At 40.5% G+C, this 19,967-nt stretch carries 16 protein-coding genes; 7 read left to right on the forward strand and 9 right to left on the reverse strand.

Annotation, left to right across the window (positions count from 1 at the left end):
- The first annotated feature begins 92 nt into the window (after window positions 1-92).
- The 3 genes from H3302_RS18830 (at window position 93) to H3302_RS18840 (ending at window position 4,375) form a co-directional block, all read left to right on the forward strand.
- Window positions 93-1,394: a DEAD/DEAH box helicase gene (locus H3302_RS18830; protein WP_075593236.1), complete on the forward strand. Its 1,302-nt coding sequence runs from the start codon at window positions 93-95 to the stop codon at window positions 1,392-1,394.
- Window positions 1,395-1,591: 197 nt separating this feature from the next.
- Window positions 1,592-3,844 (forward strand): carbohydrate binding family 9 domain-containing protein, encoded by a 2,253-nt coding sequence (locus H3302_RS18835; protein ID WP_182396771.1) that lies wholly within the window; start codon window positions 1,592-1,594, stop codon window positions 3,842-3,844.
- 24 nt (window positions 3,845-3,868) lie between these two features.
- Entirely contained in the window at window positions 3,869-4,375 is a 507-nt protein-coding gene (locus H3302_RS18840; protein WP_036972093.1) for an Sbal_3080 family lipoprotein, read from the forward strand.
- Window positions 4,376-4,389: 14 nt separating this feature from the next.
- Here the strand turns inward: H3302_RS18840 and H3302_RS18845 are convergent, their stop codons facing one another.
- The 5 genes from H3302_RS18845 to H3302_RS18865 all read right to left on the reverse strand — a co-directional run bounded on the left by H3302_RS18845 (window position 4,390) and on the right by H3302_RS18865 (window position 8,464).
- Window positions 4,390-4,908 (reverse strand): protein tyrosine phosphatase family protein, encoded by a 519-nt coding sequence (locus tag H3302_RS18845; protein WP_075593237.1) that lies wholly within the window; start codon window positions 4,906-4,908, stop codon window positions 4,390-4,392.
- A 235-nt stretch (window positions 4,909-5,143) separates the two neighbouring features.
- Window positions 5,144-6,067 carry a Solitary outer membrane autotransporter beta-barrel domain gene (locus H3302_RS18850; protein ID WP_036972089.1) on the reverse strand — a complete coding sequence of 308 codons (924 nt, stop codon included), beginning with the start codon at window positions 6,065-6,067 and terminating at the stop codon, window positions 5,144-5,146.
- 155 nt (window positions 6,068-6,222) lie between these two features.
- Window positions 6,223-7,818, reverse strand: a complete 1,596-nt coding sequence (locus H3302_RS18855) for an AbgT family transporter (RefSeq protein WP_036972087.1) — start codon at window positions 7,816-7,818, stop codon at window positions 6,223-6,225.
- Between the two features lie 81 nt (window positions 7,819-7,899).
- Entirely contained in the window at window positions 7,900-8,196 is a 297-nt protein-coding gene (locus tag H3302_RS18860; RefSeq protein ID WP_051501861.1) for a hypothetical protein, read from the reverse strand.
- 7 nt (window positions 8,197-8,203) lie between these two features.
- Window positions 8,204-8,464, reverse strand: a complete 261-nt coding sequence (locus tag H3302_RS18865; protein ID WP_036972083.1) for a DUF3081 domain-containing protein — start codon at window positions 8,462-8,464, stop codon at window positions 8,204-8,206.
- 193 nt (window positions 8,465-8,657) lie between these two features.
- Here H3302_RS18865 and H3302_RS18870 point away from each other — a divergent pair, with 193 nt between their 5' ends.
- The 4 genes from H3302_RS18870 (at window position 8,658) to H3302_RS18885 (ending at window position 14,891) form a co-directional block, all read left to right on the forward strand.
- Entirely contained in the window at window positions 8,658-9,518 is an 861-nt protein-coding gene (locus tag H3302_RS18870; RefSeq protein WP_065979298.1) for a redoxin domain-containing protein, read from the forward strand.
- 78 nt (window positions 9,519-9,596) lie between these two features.
- Window positions 9,597-10,877: a flavohemoglobin expression-modulating QEGLA motif protein gene (locus H3302_RS18875; RefSeq protein ID WP_036972081.1), complete on the forward strand. Its 1,281-nt coding sequence runs from the start codon at window positions 9,597-9,599 to the stop codon at window positions 10,875-10,877.
- Between the two features lie 499 nt (window positions 10,878-11,376).
- Window positions 11,377-14,346, forward strand: a complete 2,970-nt coding sequence (locus H3302_RS18880) for a TonB-dependent receptor (RefSeq protein WP_182396508.1) — start codon at window positions 11,377-11,379, stop codon at window positions 14,344-14,346.
- Window positions 14,347-14,360: 14 nt separating this feature from the next.
- A complete protein-coding gene (locus H3302_RS18885) occupies window positions 14,361-14,891 on the forward strand; it encodes a hypothetical protein (protein ID WP_220469627.1) in 531 nt (176 codons plus the stop codon).
- Between the two features lie 89 nt (window positions 14,892-14,980).
- Here H3302_RS18885 and H3302_RS18890 read toward each other — a convergent pair whose 3' ends face one another.
- From H3302_RS18890 to astA, 4 genes are all read right to left on the reverse strand, one after another.
- Complete coding sequence (locus H3302_RS18890; RefSeq protein ID WP_036972076.1) at window positions 14,981-16,204, reverse strand: type III PLP-dependent enzyme; 1,224 nt, start codon at window positions 16,202-16,204, stop codon at window positions 14,981-14,983.
- Between the two features lie 380 nt (window positions 16,205-16,584).
- Complete coding sequence (locus H3302_RS18895; RefSeq protein ID WP_182396510.1) at window positions 16,585-17,388, reverse strand: DUF1338 domain-containing protein; 804 nt, start codon at window positions 17,386-17,388, stop codon at window positions 16,585-16,587.
- Between the two features lie 40 nt (window positions 17,389-17,428).
- Window positions 17,429-18,901: a succinylglutamate-semialdehyde dehydrogenase gene (astD, locus tag H3302_RS18900; protein ID WP_182396772.1), complete on the reverse strand. Its 1,473-nt coding sequence runs from the start codon at window positions 18,899-18,901 to the stop codon at window positions 17,429-17,431.
- A gap of 27 nt (window positions 18,902-18,928) precedes the next feature.
- Entirely contained in the window at window positions 18,929-19,963 is a 1,035-nt protein-coding gene (gene astA / locus H3302_RS18905) for an arginine N-succinyltransferase (RefSeq protein WP_036972072.1), read from the reverse strand.
- Window positions 19,964-19,967 lie beyond the last annotated feature (4 nt).

Here is a 19,967-nt window from a genome sequence, read left to right on the forward strand (position 1 = left end):
AAAAGGCACTTTAGTGAAGTAATAACTAACTAAAGTCATTTTTTTTCTGTATAATTTGCGACCCTTGATATGATGGCCGCAGGTTATACAGCATGAACTTTAAATCGTTTAGTTTTTCTTCTGAGCTCTTACAGGCATTAGAAGAACTTAATTTCCATACGCTTACTCCCGTTCAACGCAGTGCAATTCCTGCGGTACGAAAAGGGAAAGATGTACTTGCTAGCGCACAAACAGGCACCGGTAAAACCGCTGCGTTTGCGCTGCCACTTATTCAAAAATTATCTGAATCAACCTTAAGTGATAACAATGCGCCGAGCGCACTTGTGCTTGCTCCGACGCGTGAACTTGCTGAGCAAATCGCCAATAACGTTAAAGCGTTTGCTAAATACACGGCACTAAAAACAGTGTGTTTATTTGGCGGTGTTAATTTAGCCGGACAAGCAAACGATCTTAAAGCGGGTGTTGATATCGTTGTGGCGACACCTGGTCGTTTATTAGATCATCTTCGTTTGGGTAATATCAGCTTAGCAAATGTAAAGCATTTGGTTCTTGATGAAGCAGACCGTATGCTCGATATGGGTTTTATAACTGATATGCAAACGGTTATAAACGGCTGTGATGAAACACGTCAAATTTTACTCTTTTCAGCAACGTACCCCGCGGCGATAAAACAGTTTGCAAGCAAAGTTCTTAAGCAACCTGAAATTATTCGTGTCGATCAAACAAACAGTACAGCAGAAACCGTACAGCACGTTGTTTATCCTGTTGAAGAGCGCCGTAAACAAGAGCTTCTTTCAGAACTGATCGGTAAGAAAAATTGGCAGCAAGTGTTAGTGTTCGTCAACATGAAAGAAACAGCCGATGAGCTCGTTAAAGAATTGAACCTTGATGGTATTCCTGCGGCTGTGTGCCATGGTGATAAAACCCAAGGTAACCGACGTCGTGCACTACGTGAATTTAAAGAAGGTAAAGTACGTGTGCTTGTTGCAACTGAAGTTGCAGCTCGTGGTATTGATATTGAAGGCCTTCCACGAGTGATCAATATTGATTTACCTTGGCTTGCTGAAGACTATGTACACCGTATTGGTCGTACAGGTCGTGCTGGTAAACCGGGAGAGGCAATCTCATTTGTAAGTCGCGAAGAAGAGAATACGTTATTCGATATTGAAAAGTTAATTGGTCAACGCATTAACCGTATAGTGCTGCCGGGTTATGAAGTAAGTAATCGTGAAGTCCTGATCGACAAAATTGGTAAAAAGCCATCTCATTTACGTCGTAGCCGAAGCAATAAGCCATCAGGGCAGGCAACGGGCGAAGCCAGAGCCAAGAACCGCTCGCGTATTGCTAAAGTGAGAAAATCACTTAAAGGCAATAAACTTAGCTTAAAAAAATAGCGTTTATTGGTCGTAATTAGCCCCATCGCCTTTCGGCCATGGGGCTTTTTTTGAACCTAAAACTAGTCCAAAAGGAGTGTTTTTGTTAATTTTTATGGTTAAAAGAGTGGTTTGTTATTAACAAGTGTACCTTGTTGAATTACAATTGCTTTTTTAATCAATGAAGTCGTGTAATTTGTGCGCACGTGTCTAAATGGATGTTTATGCTGTACTTAAAAAAAATAATAACCCGTGTTGTAAAATCCTGCCTAATTTTCAGTTGCGTCAGTATTTCTTCGCTAGCAACGGCTAGCGACAAAGTGGAGTTTGCTTTAGCGCATATTAAAGAATCAATCAGTGTTGATGGCGTTATGGATGAAGCTCATTGGCAACAAGCAACAAAAGTACCGCTAAAATATCAGAATGAGCCTAATGAAAAGGGCACGCCACCGGTACACACCGATGCCTACCTGTATGAAGATGGCCAATACTTGTACGTTGGCTTTATTGCTAAAGACCCAGACCCGTCACAAATACGTGCAGCACTTCGTGACAGAGATACACTGTGGCAAGACGATAATGTTGCCCTGATGATCGATACCTTTAACGACGAACGAACGGGTTATGAGTTTTACGTAAACCCACTAGGTGCGCAAGGCGATATGCGCATGACCGATATCGACGATTGGGTGGAAGACCCATCATGGGATGCAATCTGGGATAGTGCAGGTCAAATTACCGATGAGGGTTATGTGGTTGAGATGCGCATTCCCTTTACGGCACTGCGTTTTCCAAAAGGTAAAGAACAACTTACTTGGAGCTTGGCTGTTTGGCGTAATTATCCGCGTGATGTGTTTTATCAAATGTCTAACGTAGGCTTTGACCGTGATGTAAAGTGCAGTTTTTGCCAGTTTGATAAACTAACGGGGTTTGCTGACATGACACAAAGTATGAATATTCAGCTTACCCCGACTTTAACTGCGCTTCGTAATGATACAAAAAATACGCTGCCAGGTGATTGGCAAAATGGAGATGTTGATACAGAAGCGGGCCTTGATTTACGCTGGGGCGTTACACAAGATGCAGTGATTAATGCAACGATTAACCCTGACTTTTCGCAAGTTGAAGCGGACTCTCTTGAACTTGATGTTAACACCACTTACTCGATTTATTATGCTGAAAAACGCCCATTCTTTTTAGATGGAGCATCCTATTTTAAAACCAGTCAGTTCGAGTTGTTGTATACACGCACAATAGCCGAGCCTGACGTAGGCGTTAAGTTAACAGGCAAGACCGGTAACCACAGCTATGGGTTTATATATGCAGATGATGACAACACCAGTGTGTTATTACCAACCAACCAAGGCTCATATTTTGCAAATCTAGGCGATAAAACTCATGCCGCTGTGGGGCGCTATCAATTTGATATTGGTCAAAAAGGCACTATTGGGGTTATGAGTACACACCGGGAAAATGATGATTATCATAACTCGGTATTATCACTCGATGGCAGTTATTGGTTTAACCAAACAGACAGCTTGCAATACCAAGTTGCAACAACCGATACAAAAAACTCTGATTTTTTAGTTGATGTTTATGGCTTAGAAGAAACGCAATCAGATCAGGCCTATAAAGTAGAGTTTAGTCGTACCAAACGTGATTATGAACTGTATGCAAGCTATGAAAACATTGGTGAGGAGTATCGCTCTGACTTAGGTTATCAAGCAAAAGTTGACTATAAACAAGCTCAACTCGGAGGCGGTCAAACCTGGTATCGTGATGCCGATGATATTGTCACTGAGTACAGCTATAATGCTGAGTGGGATAAAACCTGGGCACAAAATGGTGACCTACTCGAAGAAGAATACGATGGCTTCTTTACCTTTAAAGGTAAAATGCAGTCACAGACTGAAATCGGCTTTATTCACCGCAATGAATTTTACGCAGGGCAGTTCTTTAATCAAAACATCGCTTATATTTATGGCGGTTTTAGGCCCATCCGCGATATCCGCTTTTTACTGTATGCTCAGTATGGCAGCAAAATAGATTACAGCAATGCGCAACTTGGCACGATGGTGCGTGTCGAGCCTGAAATGACTTGGGATATTAATGACCACTGGCAAGTTCAGTTAGAGCACAGTTATAGCTACCTTGATAACGAGCAAAATGAACGCGTTTATACTGTAAACCTCACTGATTTACGTGTGTATTATAAATTTAATATGCGCTCAATGCTCAAGCTGGTATTGCAATTTAAAGACATAGATCGTGATAGAGATGCCTATTTTTCTAACGTGAGTGAAATTAACCGTGATTTCGCCAGCCAATTAGTGTATTCATACAAAATAAATTCACAAACCCTGTTCTATTTAGGTTATTCGGATAAAGGCTATCAGGATGACTCTTTAAAAGAGCTAGAACGTGATCAACGAACATTTTTCACAAAACTAAGCTATGCATGGCAGCTTTAGTTATAATTATAAGTAAGGAAAACAATGAAGTTATTAAAGTTATCAGTCGTTACTGCGGTAGCAACAGTGCTTGCTGGGTGTGCAGCAAAACAAGACGTCTCACATTTTGAAGCCGAAGTACCAAAAACAGTGTGTATTGCAGAGCATCAAGCTGTTAAAGAGGGGGTCGTAACGGCGCTAGAATCAGGGTTTGCCAAACATAACGTGAAAACTCGTGTTATCCCAGCAAATTATGTTTTAAAACATCAAGCGTACCAAACGGATATTACATCGGCTAACACGGATGGCTGTGATGCAGTTGCTTTTTATGTCGCTAATTGGCATTGGGATCTCGCCCTGTACATGGCGTATGCTAATATTTGGGTGATGGATCCTGAGCAAAAAGAAACGATTGCTCAAGCAAGCTACCGCACTGGTGGTGGGCTAGATAAGTTTATTGATGCTAATGATAAAATTATCGAACTGGTTGATGCGATGTTTCAGCAAGTTGAAAGCAAAAACAAAAATAAATCTGAAAAAACAGCGATCTAATTAAGTTGGTCAGCCTATGGCTGACCAATCTCTTCTTTAACTTTATTTCTTACCACACTTTCAAGGCTTTTCAGGCCCCATTGTTTACCGGTTTCAATTGCTTCATCTATCGGTTTTTTAAGTGTCACAGCATGATAAAGCGCAACCAAAGCACCGACACGATTACTACTAGCACAGTGCAATAAGGTGGTTTCTTGTTGATGTGTTTGCAGTAAGGCTTGAAGTTTTGTGGCATTCTCAAGCGTAATATCTGCTTTCGAACGAACTGGAATATGGTAGTAATTCATACCGAGTCCACTTACTAACTCTTTCTCCGACCAGCTAGTTTCATTATCGCCGCGTAAGTTAATAACTGTTTGCAGCCCCACGTCTTTTAACTTAGCAAAGTCTGTTTGGCTGGGTTGACCCGAGGTATAAACAGACTCTGATTGTGCTTTTAAGTTTAAAATATCAAGTTGTGTTACGTCTGTTTGAGCGGCTATCGTTGAAAACGACAGTAAAGCGAATAACGCTAAGTGTATGAGCTTATTCATAATGTCTCTTTTAATTAGGTTAATGTTTGGTATAAACAGTTCGCACGCACGTATGCTCAGTCTATGATGACTTATTCAGTAAAGGCGTGGTTACTTAGGATGATAAAATGTGTTTTCATCCCTTTTTACACTGCTTTTATGTATTTACTCTAATCTGTCGGATTAAAAATGTACATCTTAGTTTTAAATTTGATTGTTGTGCTTTAAAAGAGAAATAACTATCAAAATTGAGTAACTAAATTTCATTGAAGTAAAGCACAATGGCGGCTCCCTCTAGACTACTCCCACTATGAATATTGATACCAATACCAAAATTATCGAACCATGAGGTCCAGTGACGGCTGTCCCACAAAAAGCCAAGGCCATATTCATAAAAGTGATCAGTGCCAAACGCAGCTTGGCTGTCTCCACCTAAGTCAATGCGTTGCCCTTTAATGTAGAAAGCTTGTTCAAAGGGGCCCACTTTGAACATATTAAATTTAGCTTTTATGCCATTAAGTATCCGTGTTGTTTCAGGCTTTGCACTTTCAATTTCGTTAGGTTGTGATAAAGCCCAGCCGTAATAATAATTAATATTTAACTTATATTCATAATAGCCCCAATGTCGAGGCAATCTATAAACCATAGACAGGCTGGGATTTAACACCAGCGCATTACTGTTTAAATTAGTATAGAGATTGTTGGTTAGCGGTTTTAATACGTCACGGCTTTGCTGAGAGTTATAATCGTAGTCATTGTCGTAATGTAGGTAGTGGCTATTTAAGCCAATAATATAGGACCATTTTGAGCCGAGTGCTTTTTCAGCATTAATGCCAAACGTGGCGCTATAGACAGTTTCAGAAATAGAGTCGGATTGGGCTTCGTCAAAGAGTGAAATGAAATCAGCTTGATTCAAATAACTGACCCGGCCGTTTATATGCCACTTATGTTCATAGTAGGGCTGTTTTGCCTCCCATGAGAAAGGAACACTGTATAAGCGCAACTTTTTGCGAAGGGCAATGCTCTCGCCATCTTTATTGGTAAAGTGAGGGTTAAATATTTTTTGAGGATCAAAATCACCAAACCCCAAGGTAATACTGTCGCCATCAGTAAGTACTAAAGACGTTGATAAGGCAGTTTCAAGCTGTTTGGTTGGGTTTGCTTGCAAACTGAAAGTCATTACACAGCATAGTAAAGCACAGACTTTTATCGGTAACGTCATAAAAAATAAAGGATAGGAACAGGAGTAATAATCATAGAAGTATATACACAGCCTCACAACAATCGAAACAAAAAAGCCAAGTATTCTACTTGGCTTTTAAACGTTAATCGTGATTAAGGTTGGTAATAAATAGGTGATTCAGGTCCAACCGGAAGGCCTAATACAAATACCCAAAGATAAAATAGGGCAACCCAACCGACAAAGAAAATCATGCTATAAGGCAACATAGTGGCGACAAGTGTGCCAATACCCATGTCTTTTTTGTATTTAGTGGCAACCGCCAAAATTAAACCAAAGTAGCTCATCATTGGTGTAATTAAGTTTGTCACAGAGTCACCTATACGGTATGCCGCTTGAATGGTTTCGGGTGCGTAGCCAATTAGCATTAACATAGGTACGAAAATAGGTGCTGTTACTGCCCACTGTGCAGAGGATGAGCCTAAACTCAAGTTAACTAGCGCACACATTAAAATAAAGAGTACGAAAACCTCTGGGCCTGTTAGGTTTAAAGCTTGCAGAAGTGCAGCACCATTGATAGCTAAAATAGTACCTAGATTAGTCCATTTGAAAAAGGCAACAAATTGAGCTGCAAAGAACACCAGGACGATATACATGCCCATAGAGCTCATACTTTTACTCATCGCATCGATGACGTCTTTATCGTTTTTCATCGTGCCGACAACTCGGCCATAGACAAATCCAGGAATACCAAACGTGACAAAAATAAAAACCACGATACCTTTTAAGAAAGGTGAGTGTGCAACTAAGCCTGTTTCAGGGTTACGCAAAATGCCATCGTCAGGAACAATGGTCCATGCAAGTAACAGCGATACAACCAATAATGAGACACCCGCCCACTTTAATCCTGATTTTTCTTTTGCCGTTAAGCCTGCGATATCGTTTTTAGGTAAGTCATTACTTGCTTCTTCTGGGTTGTATTTACCTAAGCGTGGTTCAACAATCTTTTCGGTAACGAAAGTGCCTAAAATAGCGATTAGGAATACCGAAATCATCATGAAATACCAGTTAGCTTCGGCGCCTACTTGATAATTGGGATCAATCATTTGTGCCGCGGGTGTCGTAATACCCGCTAACAGTGGATCAATCGTACCTAGCAATAGATTCGCACTGTAACCACCGGATACCCCTGCAAATGCTGCAGCAAGACCTGCTAATGGATGACGCCCCAAGCTGTGGAAAATCATTGCGGCTAAAGGAATTAATACAACATAACCAAGCTCAGATGCAGTATTTGATAATATTGCCGCAAAGACCACCATAAACGTGACTAAACGTTTTGATGCACCCATGACCATGCCGCGCATTGCTGCAGAGAGTAGTCCCGAATGTTCAGCAACACTGACACCTAAAAGAGCAACTAATACAGTGCCCAGCGGGGCGAAACTGGTGAAGTTGGTTACAAGACCTGTCACAATACGTTGCAAGCCTTCAGCGCTAAGTAAGCTGACTACTTCAATCACACCATCAGGATCGCGGCCAGCGGCACCTTCGGGGCGCGGGTCTATGGCACTTAATCCAAACCAATCTGCAACACCGCTAAAAACAATAATTGCCACACAAAACATTGCAAAGAGTGTGATTGGGTGGGGGAGCATATTCCCTAAAAATTCGACAGTCGCTAGGAACCTGTTAAACAATCCATTGTTATCACCATCGTTTGTGGTTGGTGAATCTACTGCTTTTGACATATCCAGTTCTCATAATTACAAAATGGCGTTAACCTAGCATTTTTTGACCTCTGGGTCATGTTTTTAGCGATAAGATATGTTTTAAGTGCGGTTGATTACCCCTTTGTACAGTAAAGGATAACGGCGTAAACGTTTACCGATATAATCATCGGCAAGAATTTGCGCACACACTTCGTCTACACCGTTACTGGCTTCAAAGACCCAATCGAAACGTTCTATTGCTAGCAAGAAACCTCGTTTGAGAAAGCTTTGTTCGCGATAAAAGTCCAAGTTTTTACGAATGATGTCTAACTTACGAGGATCATCCTTCAGTGCGCTAATTACCTCATTTATGTAAGCAACTTGCTGCTTTGATTCAGCTTTTACACGTCGCGACATTGTTAAGTTAGTGCTCCTCGTTAGCAATAAATTGAATTTTCTTTATAAAGTCGTCTTTATTCTTCTCATGTTGGTAATCAAGGTGATAAGTATTATGAAAACCAAAGCGAAGCAAAACACCACTGCCTTTTAAGTAAACGGTGTAGCCATCAATATCAGAGAAAGCGCAAATGCCTTCATAGAGCTTGCCGTCTTCATGGTCTTCACCGTGTTGGATAATTTTTTCGTAAACAGAAAGAATTAATTTACCGTCTAATTCATTTTTCATGATGACTCCTTTTATTCTCAGTACGTTAAATACCTATAAAAAGTTTAGTGCTATTTTGTGTAATGTGAATTTTCATACGCCAGTGTTTTGCGTTAGGTCATTAAAAAACAAAAAAAGTGCCGTGGGTGTCGAAAATTTACAATACCTTAGCGACACCCCACCACTAAACTGTTTTCTATTTGCAGGTGACCGTATGAGCCGTTTAGCTATTACAATTTTATTCACGTTACTTATGAGTATAGGAAGTCCGTTGTCAGCGCAACCTCCACTCACTTTACAAACCCACACAGGCGAAGAGGTTAGTCTTAATAGCCTATTTGGACAAAAACCTGTTTACTTAAAATTCTGGGCCACGTGGTGTAAACCTTGTATGCAGCAAATGCCACATTTTCAACGAAGTTATGAACAGTACGGTGATAAAATTCAGTTTATCGCTATCAATATAGACCTTAATGATAACGCGGATGCCGTTGCGAAAGTTGAAAACCAGTTTTCACTCACAATGCCTATGTACACAGACCATACAGCGAAGGTTGCAAAGCATTATGAGTTTTTAGGTACGCCTTTTCATGTCTTAATTGATAATAACCAAAATGTGATTTTTCAAGGGCATGATGCCGATCAGCCGCTCGATAATACGTTACGGTTACTCTCGCACAATGGCCGAGTTGATAAAGTAAGGCTGCTTAATGAAAAGCAAAAGAGTGGCACGCAATTAGTGATCCCCAAAGACGCTAAAAAAGCGGTGTTGTTTACAACAACGTGGTGCGATTGGTATTTAGCTGATACCCGTCCACAAATGGCCAAGCAATGTGTACTTGCTCAAAAGTACATTAATGAACTTGCAGTACAGGGAATTGATGTGGAAGTAAAAGTGAGTCAGCTTTGGACAGACCACAATGCGGTCGCTGAGTATGTTAAAAAATTTACCGCCAATATGCCGGTTTCAATTGACTATGGTAATGATTTATTTATTGAATACGGGATAAATTCGGTGCCAAGTTTATTAATCTTTGAGAATGGAAAGCGTGTCGCAAAACGCGAAAAATTTTAGTCAAAACGCTGCGAATTTGCTTTGTAATTCACTGAATTTAGCCTATGCTCAAAGCTCATTTACTTGTGAGCTTAAAGCATGATTGATAAGGCATTATTAACAAAAACTCGCGAATTATCTGACCGATTAATCGCCCTACAAACTCCGATCAGAATTCTTGATGCGATTAATTGGGATAAACAGATCAAAGAAGAGTTTTTTAAACATAAATGTCAAAAAAACCCGACTGTTGACCAAGCCTATTACCAACAGCGTGACCTTGGTTTTGTGCCAAGTGATTTACGCCGAGCATTTTCAGATCTTAACCGCGATATCATCAGTCAACTCGGTCAGTTAAATCCTATTGCACAGTACATGAGTAAAATGTGCACAGAGTATAAAACCGTACTTAGTATGATTGAATATCGTGGAACCCCCGAGTTTCATGACCTGTCGGTGGAGTTATTTGGTCACCCAAAAGATTTATTCCATGCGGGTGAACCTTCGCTTGCTGAATTGGCTACGATGTTAGAACAACCTCTTAAAAGCATGCTTGATGCAGACATTTTACCCGATGACCCAAAAAATATTGAGGCAGTGGATGCGGTAAAGATTCTGGCTGAGCAAGTGAAGCAGAGTATGCCGGGTATAAATGTAGAAGTTATTTTAAGTGATGGTATTGTCAGTGATGCAGCAGCAGGGGCGGACAATATTAAGCTGAATCAAGATGTGAAATTCTCACAACGAGAACTTGATATTCTTGAAGTGCATGAAGGCTGGATCCACGTCGGCACCACGCAAAATGGTTTAGCTCAACCTTATTTAACCTGTTTAAGTAAGGGCACGCCAAGCTCAACAGTTACCCAAGAAGGCTTAGCTGTTTTGACAGAAATAATTACGCTTAAGTCAACACCAAGGCGGTTAGCTAAATTAGTTAATCGTATTCAAGGTATTACCAAAGTAATTGATGGTGCAGAGTTTGTTGATATTTATCGAGATTATATTGCGCAAGGGCTAAGTAAAGACGACAGCTATACGTTAACGCAACGTGTCTTTAGAGGAAGCACTGCAACGGGTCTGCCATTTACGAAAGACATTGCTTACATTAAAGGTTTTGTGTTGGTGTATAACTTGATCCGTGTTGCAATTCAGTTAGGTCGCATTGATCAATTACATTTATTGTTAGTCGGCAAAATCTCAATTGATGATTTTAGGCTTATCTCACAATTACATGACTTAGGAGTGATTGAAGATCCTAAATTTATTCCTCCACATTTCAAAGATTTAAGAGGTTTAGCTACGTGGCTCAGTTTCGGGCGTTTTATTGGCAACTTGTCATTTGAACAACTTGAGAATGACTATAAACCTTTGTTTATTTAGTTTATTTAGTTTATTTAGTTTATTTAGTTTATTTAGTTTATTTAGTTTATTTAGTTTATTTAGTACTGAGCTAAAAGAGGGCTTTTAACTCAGTACTTATGTGCTGCTATTAAAGAGTATTTCTCATGTAGCCCCTATCTACCCTCTTTGGTTTACCGTGGTGTATCAAAGATAACTCACGACACACGACACACGACACACGACACACGACTTTAGACACCTGACTTACCAGCTCAATTTAACGTTTGTTTACTCATACCGCTTATTCGTACGTTTTTCAAATTTTTAAAAAATGCAACATTAGCATGCGGTTTGTTGCTAAATAGGGGGCTTTTCAGCTTCGGTTTGTTTACATTTATAGTGTATAAGTAAAGAAAAAATCAACTTTGTTTGATTTATGTTAATAGAAGCTCTTGTTAATACCTTGTTTTAGTGTTAAAAGTTGCTTGTTGCACAAATGTTGATTGTGTAATTAATAACAATAAATTCAGGGTTTAAAATGATACATAAAAATAACATATTTAAAAAAGCTGCATTATGCGTTGCTGTATGCTCTTCTTTAACTTTATACAGTGCACAATCGTTAGCAAGTAACGTTGACGGTGCAATCAAGGGTGTAGTTACTCAGCAACAAAACGCAGCTCCGATTGCGGGTGCGACGGTAACTATTACAAACGAAACCAATGGTTTTTCAAAAACATTAGTTGTTGATGCGAATGGCCAATTTAACCTAAATTCAATTCCAGTTGGTGTTTACAATGTTCGCATTGAGAAAGATGGCTTTCAAACATCAGAACTTAAAGATGTAACAATAGGTATCGGTAAAGTTGCGGCATTAGAAGTTCAAATGACAGAAGGTAGCTTAGAAGTTATTTCTGTTACTGGTAGCCGTATTGCGCGAGTTGATACAACAAGTTCTGAAGCATCATTTAATATCTCGGCTGATGAACTAAATCGATTACCAGTTGCGCCAGATATCACGTCTGTTGCATTGTTAGCGCCAGGCGTGAATTTAGGTGATTCACGTTTCGCTGATGCAAAAGGTAATGCATTAGCAAGTTTTGGTGGTGCATCACAAGCTGAAAACGTTTATTACGTAAATGGCTTGAACATGACCAATTTCCGTAACGGTGTGGGTGGTGCTTCAATTCCATTTTTAGCTTATGAATCTTTCCAAGTTAAAACAGGTGGTTATTCTGCTGAGTTTGGTCGTTCAACGGGTGGTGTTGTTAGTTCTGTAACCAAGTCTGGTACTAATGAGTTTAAGTTTGGTTTACAACACAGACAAAGCATTGGTTCTTTATATGGCGACCGTCCTAGCTCGTATTATCAAGCAGATGACTGTCAGCAAAATATCGTAGACGGAGAAATCGTTGAGACATGTTCTAATCGTATCGGTGATGTAATTTCTGACAACAGCAGAGATTCTCGTGAAACGAGCACGACAGACATCTTTGCAAGCGGTGCATTGATTGAAGATACTTTATTCTTCTACGGTCTTTATGAAATGCGTGATAATGAATACGAAGATTTAATTGACCGTGGTAACGGTATTCGTGTTCGTAAAGACGACGACCCATACTACCTTGCGCGCTTAGATTGGAATATTAATGAAGATCACTCGTTATCTGCATGGATGTTTAAAGACGAAAGTACGTTAGCGACAACTGACTATGATTTTGATGAAAATGGAGTTCGAATCAATGAGTCAGGTAAAAATTCAGAAACTTTATCAGGCGGTACAAGCTGGTCAATCCGTTATAACGGTAACATCACAGATTACTTATCTATCTCAGCAATGGCTGGTAAAGTAGAATTTACTGATACAACAACAGCTGATGGTTCTGATTGTCCCGTAATTTATGACTTATCAGCAGGTCAAAGCCTTGGTTGTTGGGCATCATTTACGATTGAGAACAACAGCGATGAACGTGAGCAATATCGTTTTGACGTTGATTGGCTAGTAACTGATAATCATAATTTACGTTTTGGTTATGATGCAGAGAAAAATACTTCAACAAGTGAAGTTAACCTTTCAGGTGGTATTTACTACGCATATCAAAACTTTGAAGCGGGTGCTGTTTTACCAAATGGTTACACAATTCAAGAGTCTGCTCGTTATGCTCGTGTGCGTAACTATAAAGTTGGCGGTGAATTTGGTATCAACAATGAAGCATTCTACATTGAAGATATTTGGAATGTAACAGACCAATTGACTCTAAACATTGGTCTTCGTTGGGAAAGTTTTGAAAACTTAAATGCTGATGGTGAAACTTTCGTTGAAATGAGCAACCAATTTGCACCGCGTTTAGGTCTAGCTTATGACATCTTTGGTGATGGTGAGCACAAAGTATTTGCAAATGCGGGTCGTTACCATTTACCTGTCGCATCTAACACCAACGTTCGTTTAGCAGGTGCAGAGCTATATACTCATGATTATTATGAGTTAGAAGGTGTTGGTTCTGACGATGTACCTCAACTAGGTGGCAAACTTGGCGAAACAGTTGTTTTCGGTGACGGTACTGCACCAAGCCCTGTAAGTGTTCGTGCTTCTAACCTTGAAGCAATGTATCAAGATGAGTTCATTATTGGTTACCAAGGTATGATCAATGAAGATTGGTCTGCAGGTGTTAAATACACTCGTCGTGAGCTTAAGAGCGTAATCGATGATGCAAGTGCAGAAAAAGCATTTGAAAGCATTGGTATTGATGATGACCACTTCCTTCTACTTAACCCAGGTAAAGGCGCATCTTTTGAGTATGATGCAGATGGTGATGGTGTTCTAGAACAGTACAACTTTACTGCTGAGCAACTTGGTTACCCAGAAGCTAAACGTAATTATAACGCTGTTGACCTAATGCTTGAAAGAGCATGGGATGGTCTATGGATGTTCAAGGCTAACTACACATGGTCACAGAGCTATGGTAATGCTGAAGGTTACGTAAAATCAGATAACGGTCAAGATGATGCTGGTCTAACAACTGACTGGGATTACCCATACCTGATGGATGGCGCAAATGGTTACTTACCAAATGACCGTCGTCATGCGATTAAACTATTTGCTTCATACGCTTTATCAGATAACCTTATATTTGGTATGAACACGCGTCTAACATCTGGTCGTCCTCGTAATGCACTTGGTGCGGGTTACTTCCCAGACCAAGGTAGTTACCACTATGGTGACACTTATTATGTAGGTGATACTAAATTCTCTCGTGGCAGCTTCGGTCGCACACCTTGGACTGCAACAGTAGATGCGAACTTCAAGTATGATTTAAGCAACTATGATGTATTTGATTCTGCATACGTAGCGCTTAATATCTACAACCTATTTGATGCAAGCAATGTGACTAACTATGAAGAAGTTGCTGAATCAGAAGCTGCATTTAACGCAAATGCACAGTTTGGTTCACCAGTATCATGGCAATCACCTCGCCGTGTTGAAGTTATTTTTAACATGACATTCTAACTGTTTGCTAAAGCTTGATTATTAATAATAAGCGCTTATTGTTTAATAAGCGCTTTTTTTATGGAGAAAGTAAAATGCTTAGGAACTTAACGCATATAATCACATCATTATTAATCGTTTCATGCGCAACTCTGCCAATTAAAAAAGAAATTGCTGATGGAAAGTTTAGAATAGAAAATTTTCAATCTGAGACAGGTAAACAAAGAGAATACGTGTATCTGATGTGTCATCGGAAGTCTGAGTCAGGCTGGACTCAAGCTAGACAATATGACGCGGGTGAGCATTCTCTTTGGGTCAAAGCTGTGGTGAGTGATCGTGATTTTCCTTCTGCGGAAAAAAATGCGTTTGTACGCTTTGATATGGACTTTCAAGAGGGTGGAAACTACTTATTAAATAGAAAGATTGATGACGACAATATATCTGTTTGGATAACCAATAAAGATACCGGACTTCAAGTGTCTGAAATCATTACAGAAGAGCTAAAGCGTCCTTTAATTATAGAAGATCAGCTTAGGAAAAAACAATGTTCAGAAGGCTCTGTTTAAATTCACAATAAAAAAACGCAGCTGGAATGAGCAGCTGCGTTTTGTAGAGTTAAAGCATGTTTGCCTTGCATGCTTTGTCGAGGAACTTGTTAACCTGTTAGTGCATCAACGTGTACAACATCGTTTAACACAATGACTTCTGCACGTTTAAAAAAGTTAAAGTCGGTAGCGGTTGCTAATGTATATGCACCCATCATGCGACTGATGATTAAATCACCGTTGTTTAGTTTTGGTAGCATAATTGACTCGCTTACTACGTCAATACTGTCACATGTTGGGCCTGCCAGTACCGATTCTACGCGCTCGCCTGACTGTTTTAATGAGTCAATCGGATAACTCGCTTCGTCAAAAAGTAAACCACTGAATGAGCCATAGATACCATCATCTAAGTAATACCATGGTTTGCCTTCGCGTACAGCTTGACCCATGACTGATGCAACACTGGTGACGGCACCGGCAACAATAAAGCGGCCGGGTTCAGCAATTACACGAACGGTGTCTGGTAATTGCGCTAACGCGTCGTTTATTGGCGCACAAAACTCATCAATAGGCAGTACATCTTTGTTATAAGGCACAGGGAAACCGCCACCAATATCAAGCGTGCTTAATGCAGGTAATCCCAGCGCTGTCACTTCATTAATTACGTGGTTACATGCTGAAATTGCTGTAACGTACTTGCTTGGGCTTGCTGTCTGCGAACCAACATGGAACGATAAACCTTTAATACGAATACCCAGTTGCTGTGCGTAGGTAATAATGTCAATCGCCATTGCAGGGCTGCAACCAAACTTTTTCGATAGATCAGCAAATGAGTCTGCATTACGAAAGCTTAAGCGAACAAGAAGTTCAACGTCGTCTTTGTATGCAATGAACTTTTCGAGTTCGTTGATGTTATCAACCACAAACACATTGCAACCGTATTCAAGTGCATCACGAATGTCTGCATCGCGTTTTATTGGGTGAGTGTGAATAGTACGCTCACTGGGCACGCCTTGGTTTGCAACTAAATCAATTTCCCCACTGGTTGCTAAGTCAAAGCTTGCACCTTCTTCAAGTAAAGTTCGTACAACAGCAGCATGCGGGAGTGGTTTCAGTGCAAAGTATAAAGTCACACCCGGCAAAGCACGGCTTAAAGCTCGGTACTGTTGGCGAACAGACTCGCAGTCTAAAACCATTAGCGGGGCACCGTGTTGTGCAACTAATTGCTCAATAAGTTGATTTGACGGTTGTGCAAAATGTAATGTTTGGTTTGCAGCAACCGTAGCTGCAGGTACTTTGATTGTTAAGTCTTGTGTAAGTGTTGAAATAGCCATTTTACTCTCCGGCAATTAAGCAACCGCTCGGTAAAAATGGAAGTCCGAGTCAGTTGAGTGTCATTAAAAGCGCACATATTTATAAAGGGTGTGCAATCAAATTCACTCTTGGATAGTTGCTCTATCGCCTTGCTACAAACAGGGTTTGTAATGTACTCGGATTGGCTATCATCAAGAAGCAGCGAGATAATAGATCTGGTTTTTTATTTGTGCAATAAAATTTTTTAGGAAAATAAAAATAATTTTTTATTGTTATTTTTCAAAGATATAAATCGATTAATAATATTTATTATATGGATTAATATTGTTTGTTAAACGAAAAAAAATCCCCTTTAAAAAGGGGATTCATCAATTCTATAATTGCAGAACCTTGCCGCTAATTAGCGTGCATTGGTACTTTCAAATATTTTATCAGCAGAGGCCGCCACAAAGCCTGTGTAAAGTTCGCCATCGGGTTTTGGATAACGTAGCGCAAACTCGTAAAAACAGCTTGGTACTGCCATTTTACCATCACTAAATTCTACTTCACTGTCATCAGCTAAAGTTGATGATTGCTCAAGAAGTACCTCTGGTGAGCCTTTAATTTCACCGCCAGAGGTATTGAGTGCAAAGCCTGCGTCTTTCAATGCTTGGTTTACGCTCTCAATGTTATCAAACTTGGCAAGTTCGTTAATGCTAACTGTGAAGTGATTGGCACGGTAGCCCCATGCTGACATCCACGCTGCATATTCACTCTCAGCTAATAGTTTTTTGTAAGTGTCTGAGCTTACTTGCCAATGAGTCCCTGAGTATAAAAAGTCATCAGCAGTGACGGCATCGGCATCAATTTTTTCTACCATGTCGTTAACAATGGCTTGTAACTCTGCTGAACATTGCTCTACAAGTAATTCAGAAATAAACACTTTAGGTTGTTTCGGATCTGAATGTTCATAGTGCTTTGCATACAGTTTTTTTGCTTCGAAGTGGTATTCACCACACTCTTTATAGCCCACGGCTAAGAAGTGGGCTGCGAGCTTTTCGAGGCCAATCTTTTCATGGTTAAAAGTACGTAATGCAATGTGGTCGTTTATTACATCATCTTTTTGTGTCGAACCCAGTAACTCATGAACTTTCACTGCCGAAGGCGTAACTGATAAATAGTTATCCCATAGTTTTTCAAATAGGGCATTTACATCTGTGTGCATTTTAAATTCCTTCATTTAAGGCGGTAAGACCGCCAATCAATTATTCAATAATTAAGCCCGGCGCAAGGGTTTGAGGTAAGTTAACTTTGTCGGCCTCTACAGAAGCAACAGGGTATGCACAGTAGTCTGCTGCATAGTATGCGCTTGCTCTGTGGTTTCCGCTTGCCCCAATACCACCAAACGGTGCGGCGCTAGAAGCCCCTGTTATTGGACGATTCCAGTTAACAATACCAGCACGAATACGTTTTAAGAAGTGATCATAGTCTGCACTTGCATCACTTAATAAACCGGCAGATAAACCAAATGCGGTGTTATTTGCCTCTTCAATCGCGCTATCAAAGTCTGTATAGCGATATACCTTGATGAGTGGTCCAAAGTGCTCTTCATCAGGCATCTCTTTTACATTCGTCACATCAATAATTCCTGGGCTTACAAAGCCTGTGCCCGGTTGTAGATGTGTTAGTTCAACAAGGGAAGTTGCCCCCATTTCAATAAGTTGTTGCTGCGCAGCAACCATGCCAAGCGCTGCTTTTTCGCTGATCATTGCGCCCATAAATGGCTGCTCTTCACTAAAGCTATCTGCGACGACAATGTGCTTAGTTGCTGCCACTAATTTGTCTAAGATAGCATCACCATTTTGTGTATTCTCAATGAATAATCGGCGTGCACAGGTACAGCGTTGACCTGAGGTAATAAAACCTGATTGAATGATATCGTGAACCGCAGCGTTGATATCAGCGACATCTTTTACAATAAGCGGGTTATTACCGCCCATCTCCAACGCTAAAATTTTACCTGGGTTGCCTGCAAATTGTTTATGTAATAGGTGACCTGTGTTTGAGCTGCCGGTAAAGAATAAACCATCAATATCTTTATGGCTGGCAAGGGCAATCCCAGTATCAACTTCACCTTGTACAAGGTTGATGACACCTGCTGGTAAACCGGCTTTTAGCCACAGTTTTAATGTAAACTCTGCAACATGAGGGGTCAGTTCAGAAGGTTTAAACACCACGGTATTCCCCGCTAAAATAGCAGGAACAATGTGGCCATTTGGTAAGTGACCAGGGAAATTGTAAGGGCCAAACACTGCGACAACACCGTGTGGTTTGTGTCGAATAAACGCTTTGGCGCCTGGCATTGGGTTTTCGGTTGTGCCAGTACGTTCGTGGTATGCTTTAATTGAAATAGCAATTTTACCTGTCATCGCGCCTACTTCAGTGCGCGTTTCCCATAATGGCTTACCTGTTTCACGGGCAATAATTGTTGCAAACTCTTCGCTATGTTCTTTTAATTGGTCTGCGAAGCGCTCTAATACTGCAATGCGTTCATCAACGGTTTTGTCTGCCCAGTCTAGTTGTGCTTCTCGTGCTGCTTTTATGGCAGCATCCACTTGCTCTGCTGTGGCTGTTTTACCTTGCCAAACAATATCACCATTGCTTGGGTTAACAGAGTTGAACTCGTGGCCTAGACCATGCTGCCACTGGTTATTTATTAATTGCGTATCTTGAGTTATTTGACTCACCGTAATCTCCTTAAGCGGCTACAGGCGGAAAAATCGCGCTGCATCCCCTTGTTTTAATTTAAGTGCATTGGCCACTTCTTGGCTGACAATAAGCGTGTGTTTAGCGTGGTTATAATGAGCATGCTTTGTGAATGTGGCTCTAAAGTCATTCACACCTTGATTGCAGATTGCCAATGTGTCTGAGCTTTTTTCGTTTATATGCGCCAGTTCAGCAATGGTAATAGGGCATACCTGTGATTCACGAACGCTGCGAATATTGCCAAGTTTTGCTTCTACCGTGGGGCCTGCATCGAATAGGTCAACATAGCCGCGATGCTCAAACCCTTCTTTTTCGAGTAGTTTGAGTGCTGGTTTGGTTTTTTCGTGCACTTTACCAATCACAGCTTGCGCTTTTTTGCTTAAAAGGTTGGCATAAATTGGGTATTTTGGCATGAGTTCGCTAATGAATACTTTATCGCCCAAGCCCACTAAGTGATCTGCTTGTGGGAACTCAATACTAAAAAAGTGTTCTTGTAACCATTGCCAAAAGGGTGAATGTCCTTTTTCATCACTGACACCGCGCATTTCTGCGATAACGGTGTCTGCAAAACGCTCACTGTGCTGCGCCATAAATAAAAAGCGCGAGCGTGATAAAAATCGTCCGGTTAACCCTTTACGGTTTTGCTCACGTAAAAATAAGGTACAAATTTCGGAACAGCCTGTGTAATCATTACACATGCTCAAAATATCAACCGTGTTATACACGTTAAGTGTGCGAGAATGATGGACTGTTTTACCTAAGTGATAATGATAAAGTGGGACCGACATACCTACCGCAGCCTCAATGGCTGTGGTACCAATGACTTGACCGGTTTTACTGTCTTCTAAAACAAATAAATAGGTTTCATCATGTGGTTTGTTGATGTCTTTGGCAAAACTGCGTTCAGCGCGGTCAATTTTTTCTAGCAATAAATTGTCATCAACCGGGAGTGAGGTAAAACCATGGCCCGATTCAATGGCAATTTGCTTTAAAGCTGCAAAATCATTTGCAGTAATTGGACGTAATACTTGCATTCAT

The organism is Pseudoalteromonas sp. MT33b, from assembly GCF_014117385.1.
Classification (GTDB): domain Bacteria; phylum Pseudomonadota; class Gammaproteobacteria; order Enterobacterales; family Alteromonadaceae; genus Pseudoalteromonas; species Pseudoalteromonas lipolytica.

Coding starts and splice junctions, on each gene's coding strand:
- H3302_RS18830 (WP_075593236.1), top strand. CDS start 93: ATGAACTTTAAATCGTTTAGTTTTTCTTCTGAGCTCTTACAGGCATTA.
- H3302_RS18835 (WP_182396771.1), top strand. CDS start 1,592: ATGTTTATGCTGTACTTAAAAAAAATAATAACCCGTGTTGTAAAATCC.
- H3302_RS18840 (WP_036972093.1), top strand. CDS start 3,869: ATGAAGTTATTAAAGTTATCAGTCGTTACTGCGGTAGCAACAGTGCTT.
- H3302_RS18845 (WP_075593237.1), bottom strand. CDS start 4,908: ATGAATAAGCTCATACACTTAGCGTTATTCGCTTTACTGTCGTTTTCA.
- H3302_RS18850 (WP_036972089.1), bottom strand. CDS start 6,067: ATGACTTTCAGTTTGCAAGCAAACCCAACCAAACAGCTTGAAACTGCC.
- H3302_RS18855 (WP_036972087.1), bottom strand. CDS start 7,818: ATGTCAAAAGCAGTAGATTCACCAACCACAAACGATGGTGATAACAAT.
- H3302_RS18860 (WP_051501861.1), bottom strand. CDS start 8,196: ATGTCGCGACGTGTAAAAGCTGAATCAAAGCAGCAAGTTGCTTACATA.
- H3302_RS18865 (WP_036972083.1), bottom strand. CDS start 8,464: ATGAAAAATGAATTAGACGGTAAATTAATTCTTTCTGTTTACGAAAAA.
- H3302_RS18870 (WP_065979298.1), top strand. CDS start 8,658: ATGAGCCGTTTAGCTATTACAATTTTATTCACGTTACTTATGAGTATA.
- H3302_RS18875 (WP_036972081.1), top strand. CDS start 9,597: ATGATTGATAAGGCATTATTAACAAAAACTCGCGAATTATCTGACCGA.
- H3302_RS18880 (WP_182396508.1), top strand. CDS start 11,377: ATGATACATAAAAATAACATATTTAAAAAAGCTGCATTATGCGTTGCT.
- H3302_RS18890 (WP_036972076.1), bottom strand. CDS start 16,204: ATGGCTATTTCAACACTTACACAAGACTTAACAATCAAAGTACCTGCA.
- H3302_RS18895 (WP_182396510.1), bottom strand. CDS start 17,388: ATGCACACAGATGTAAATGCCCTATTTGAAAAACTATGGGATAACTAT.
- astA (WP_036972072.1), bottom strand. CDS start 19,963: ATGCAAGTATTACGTCCAATTACTGCAAATGATTTTGCAGCTTTAAAG.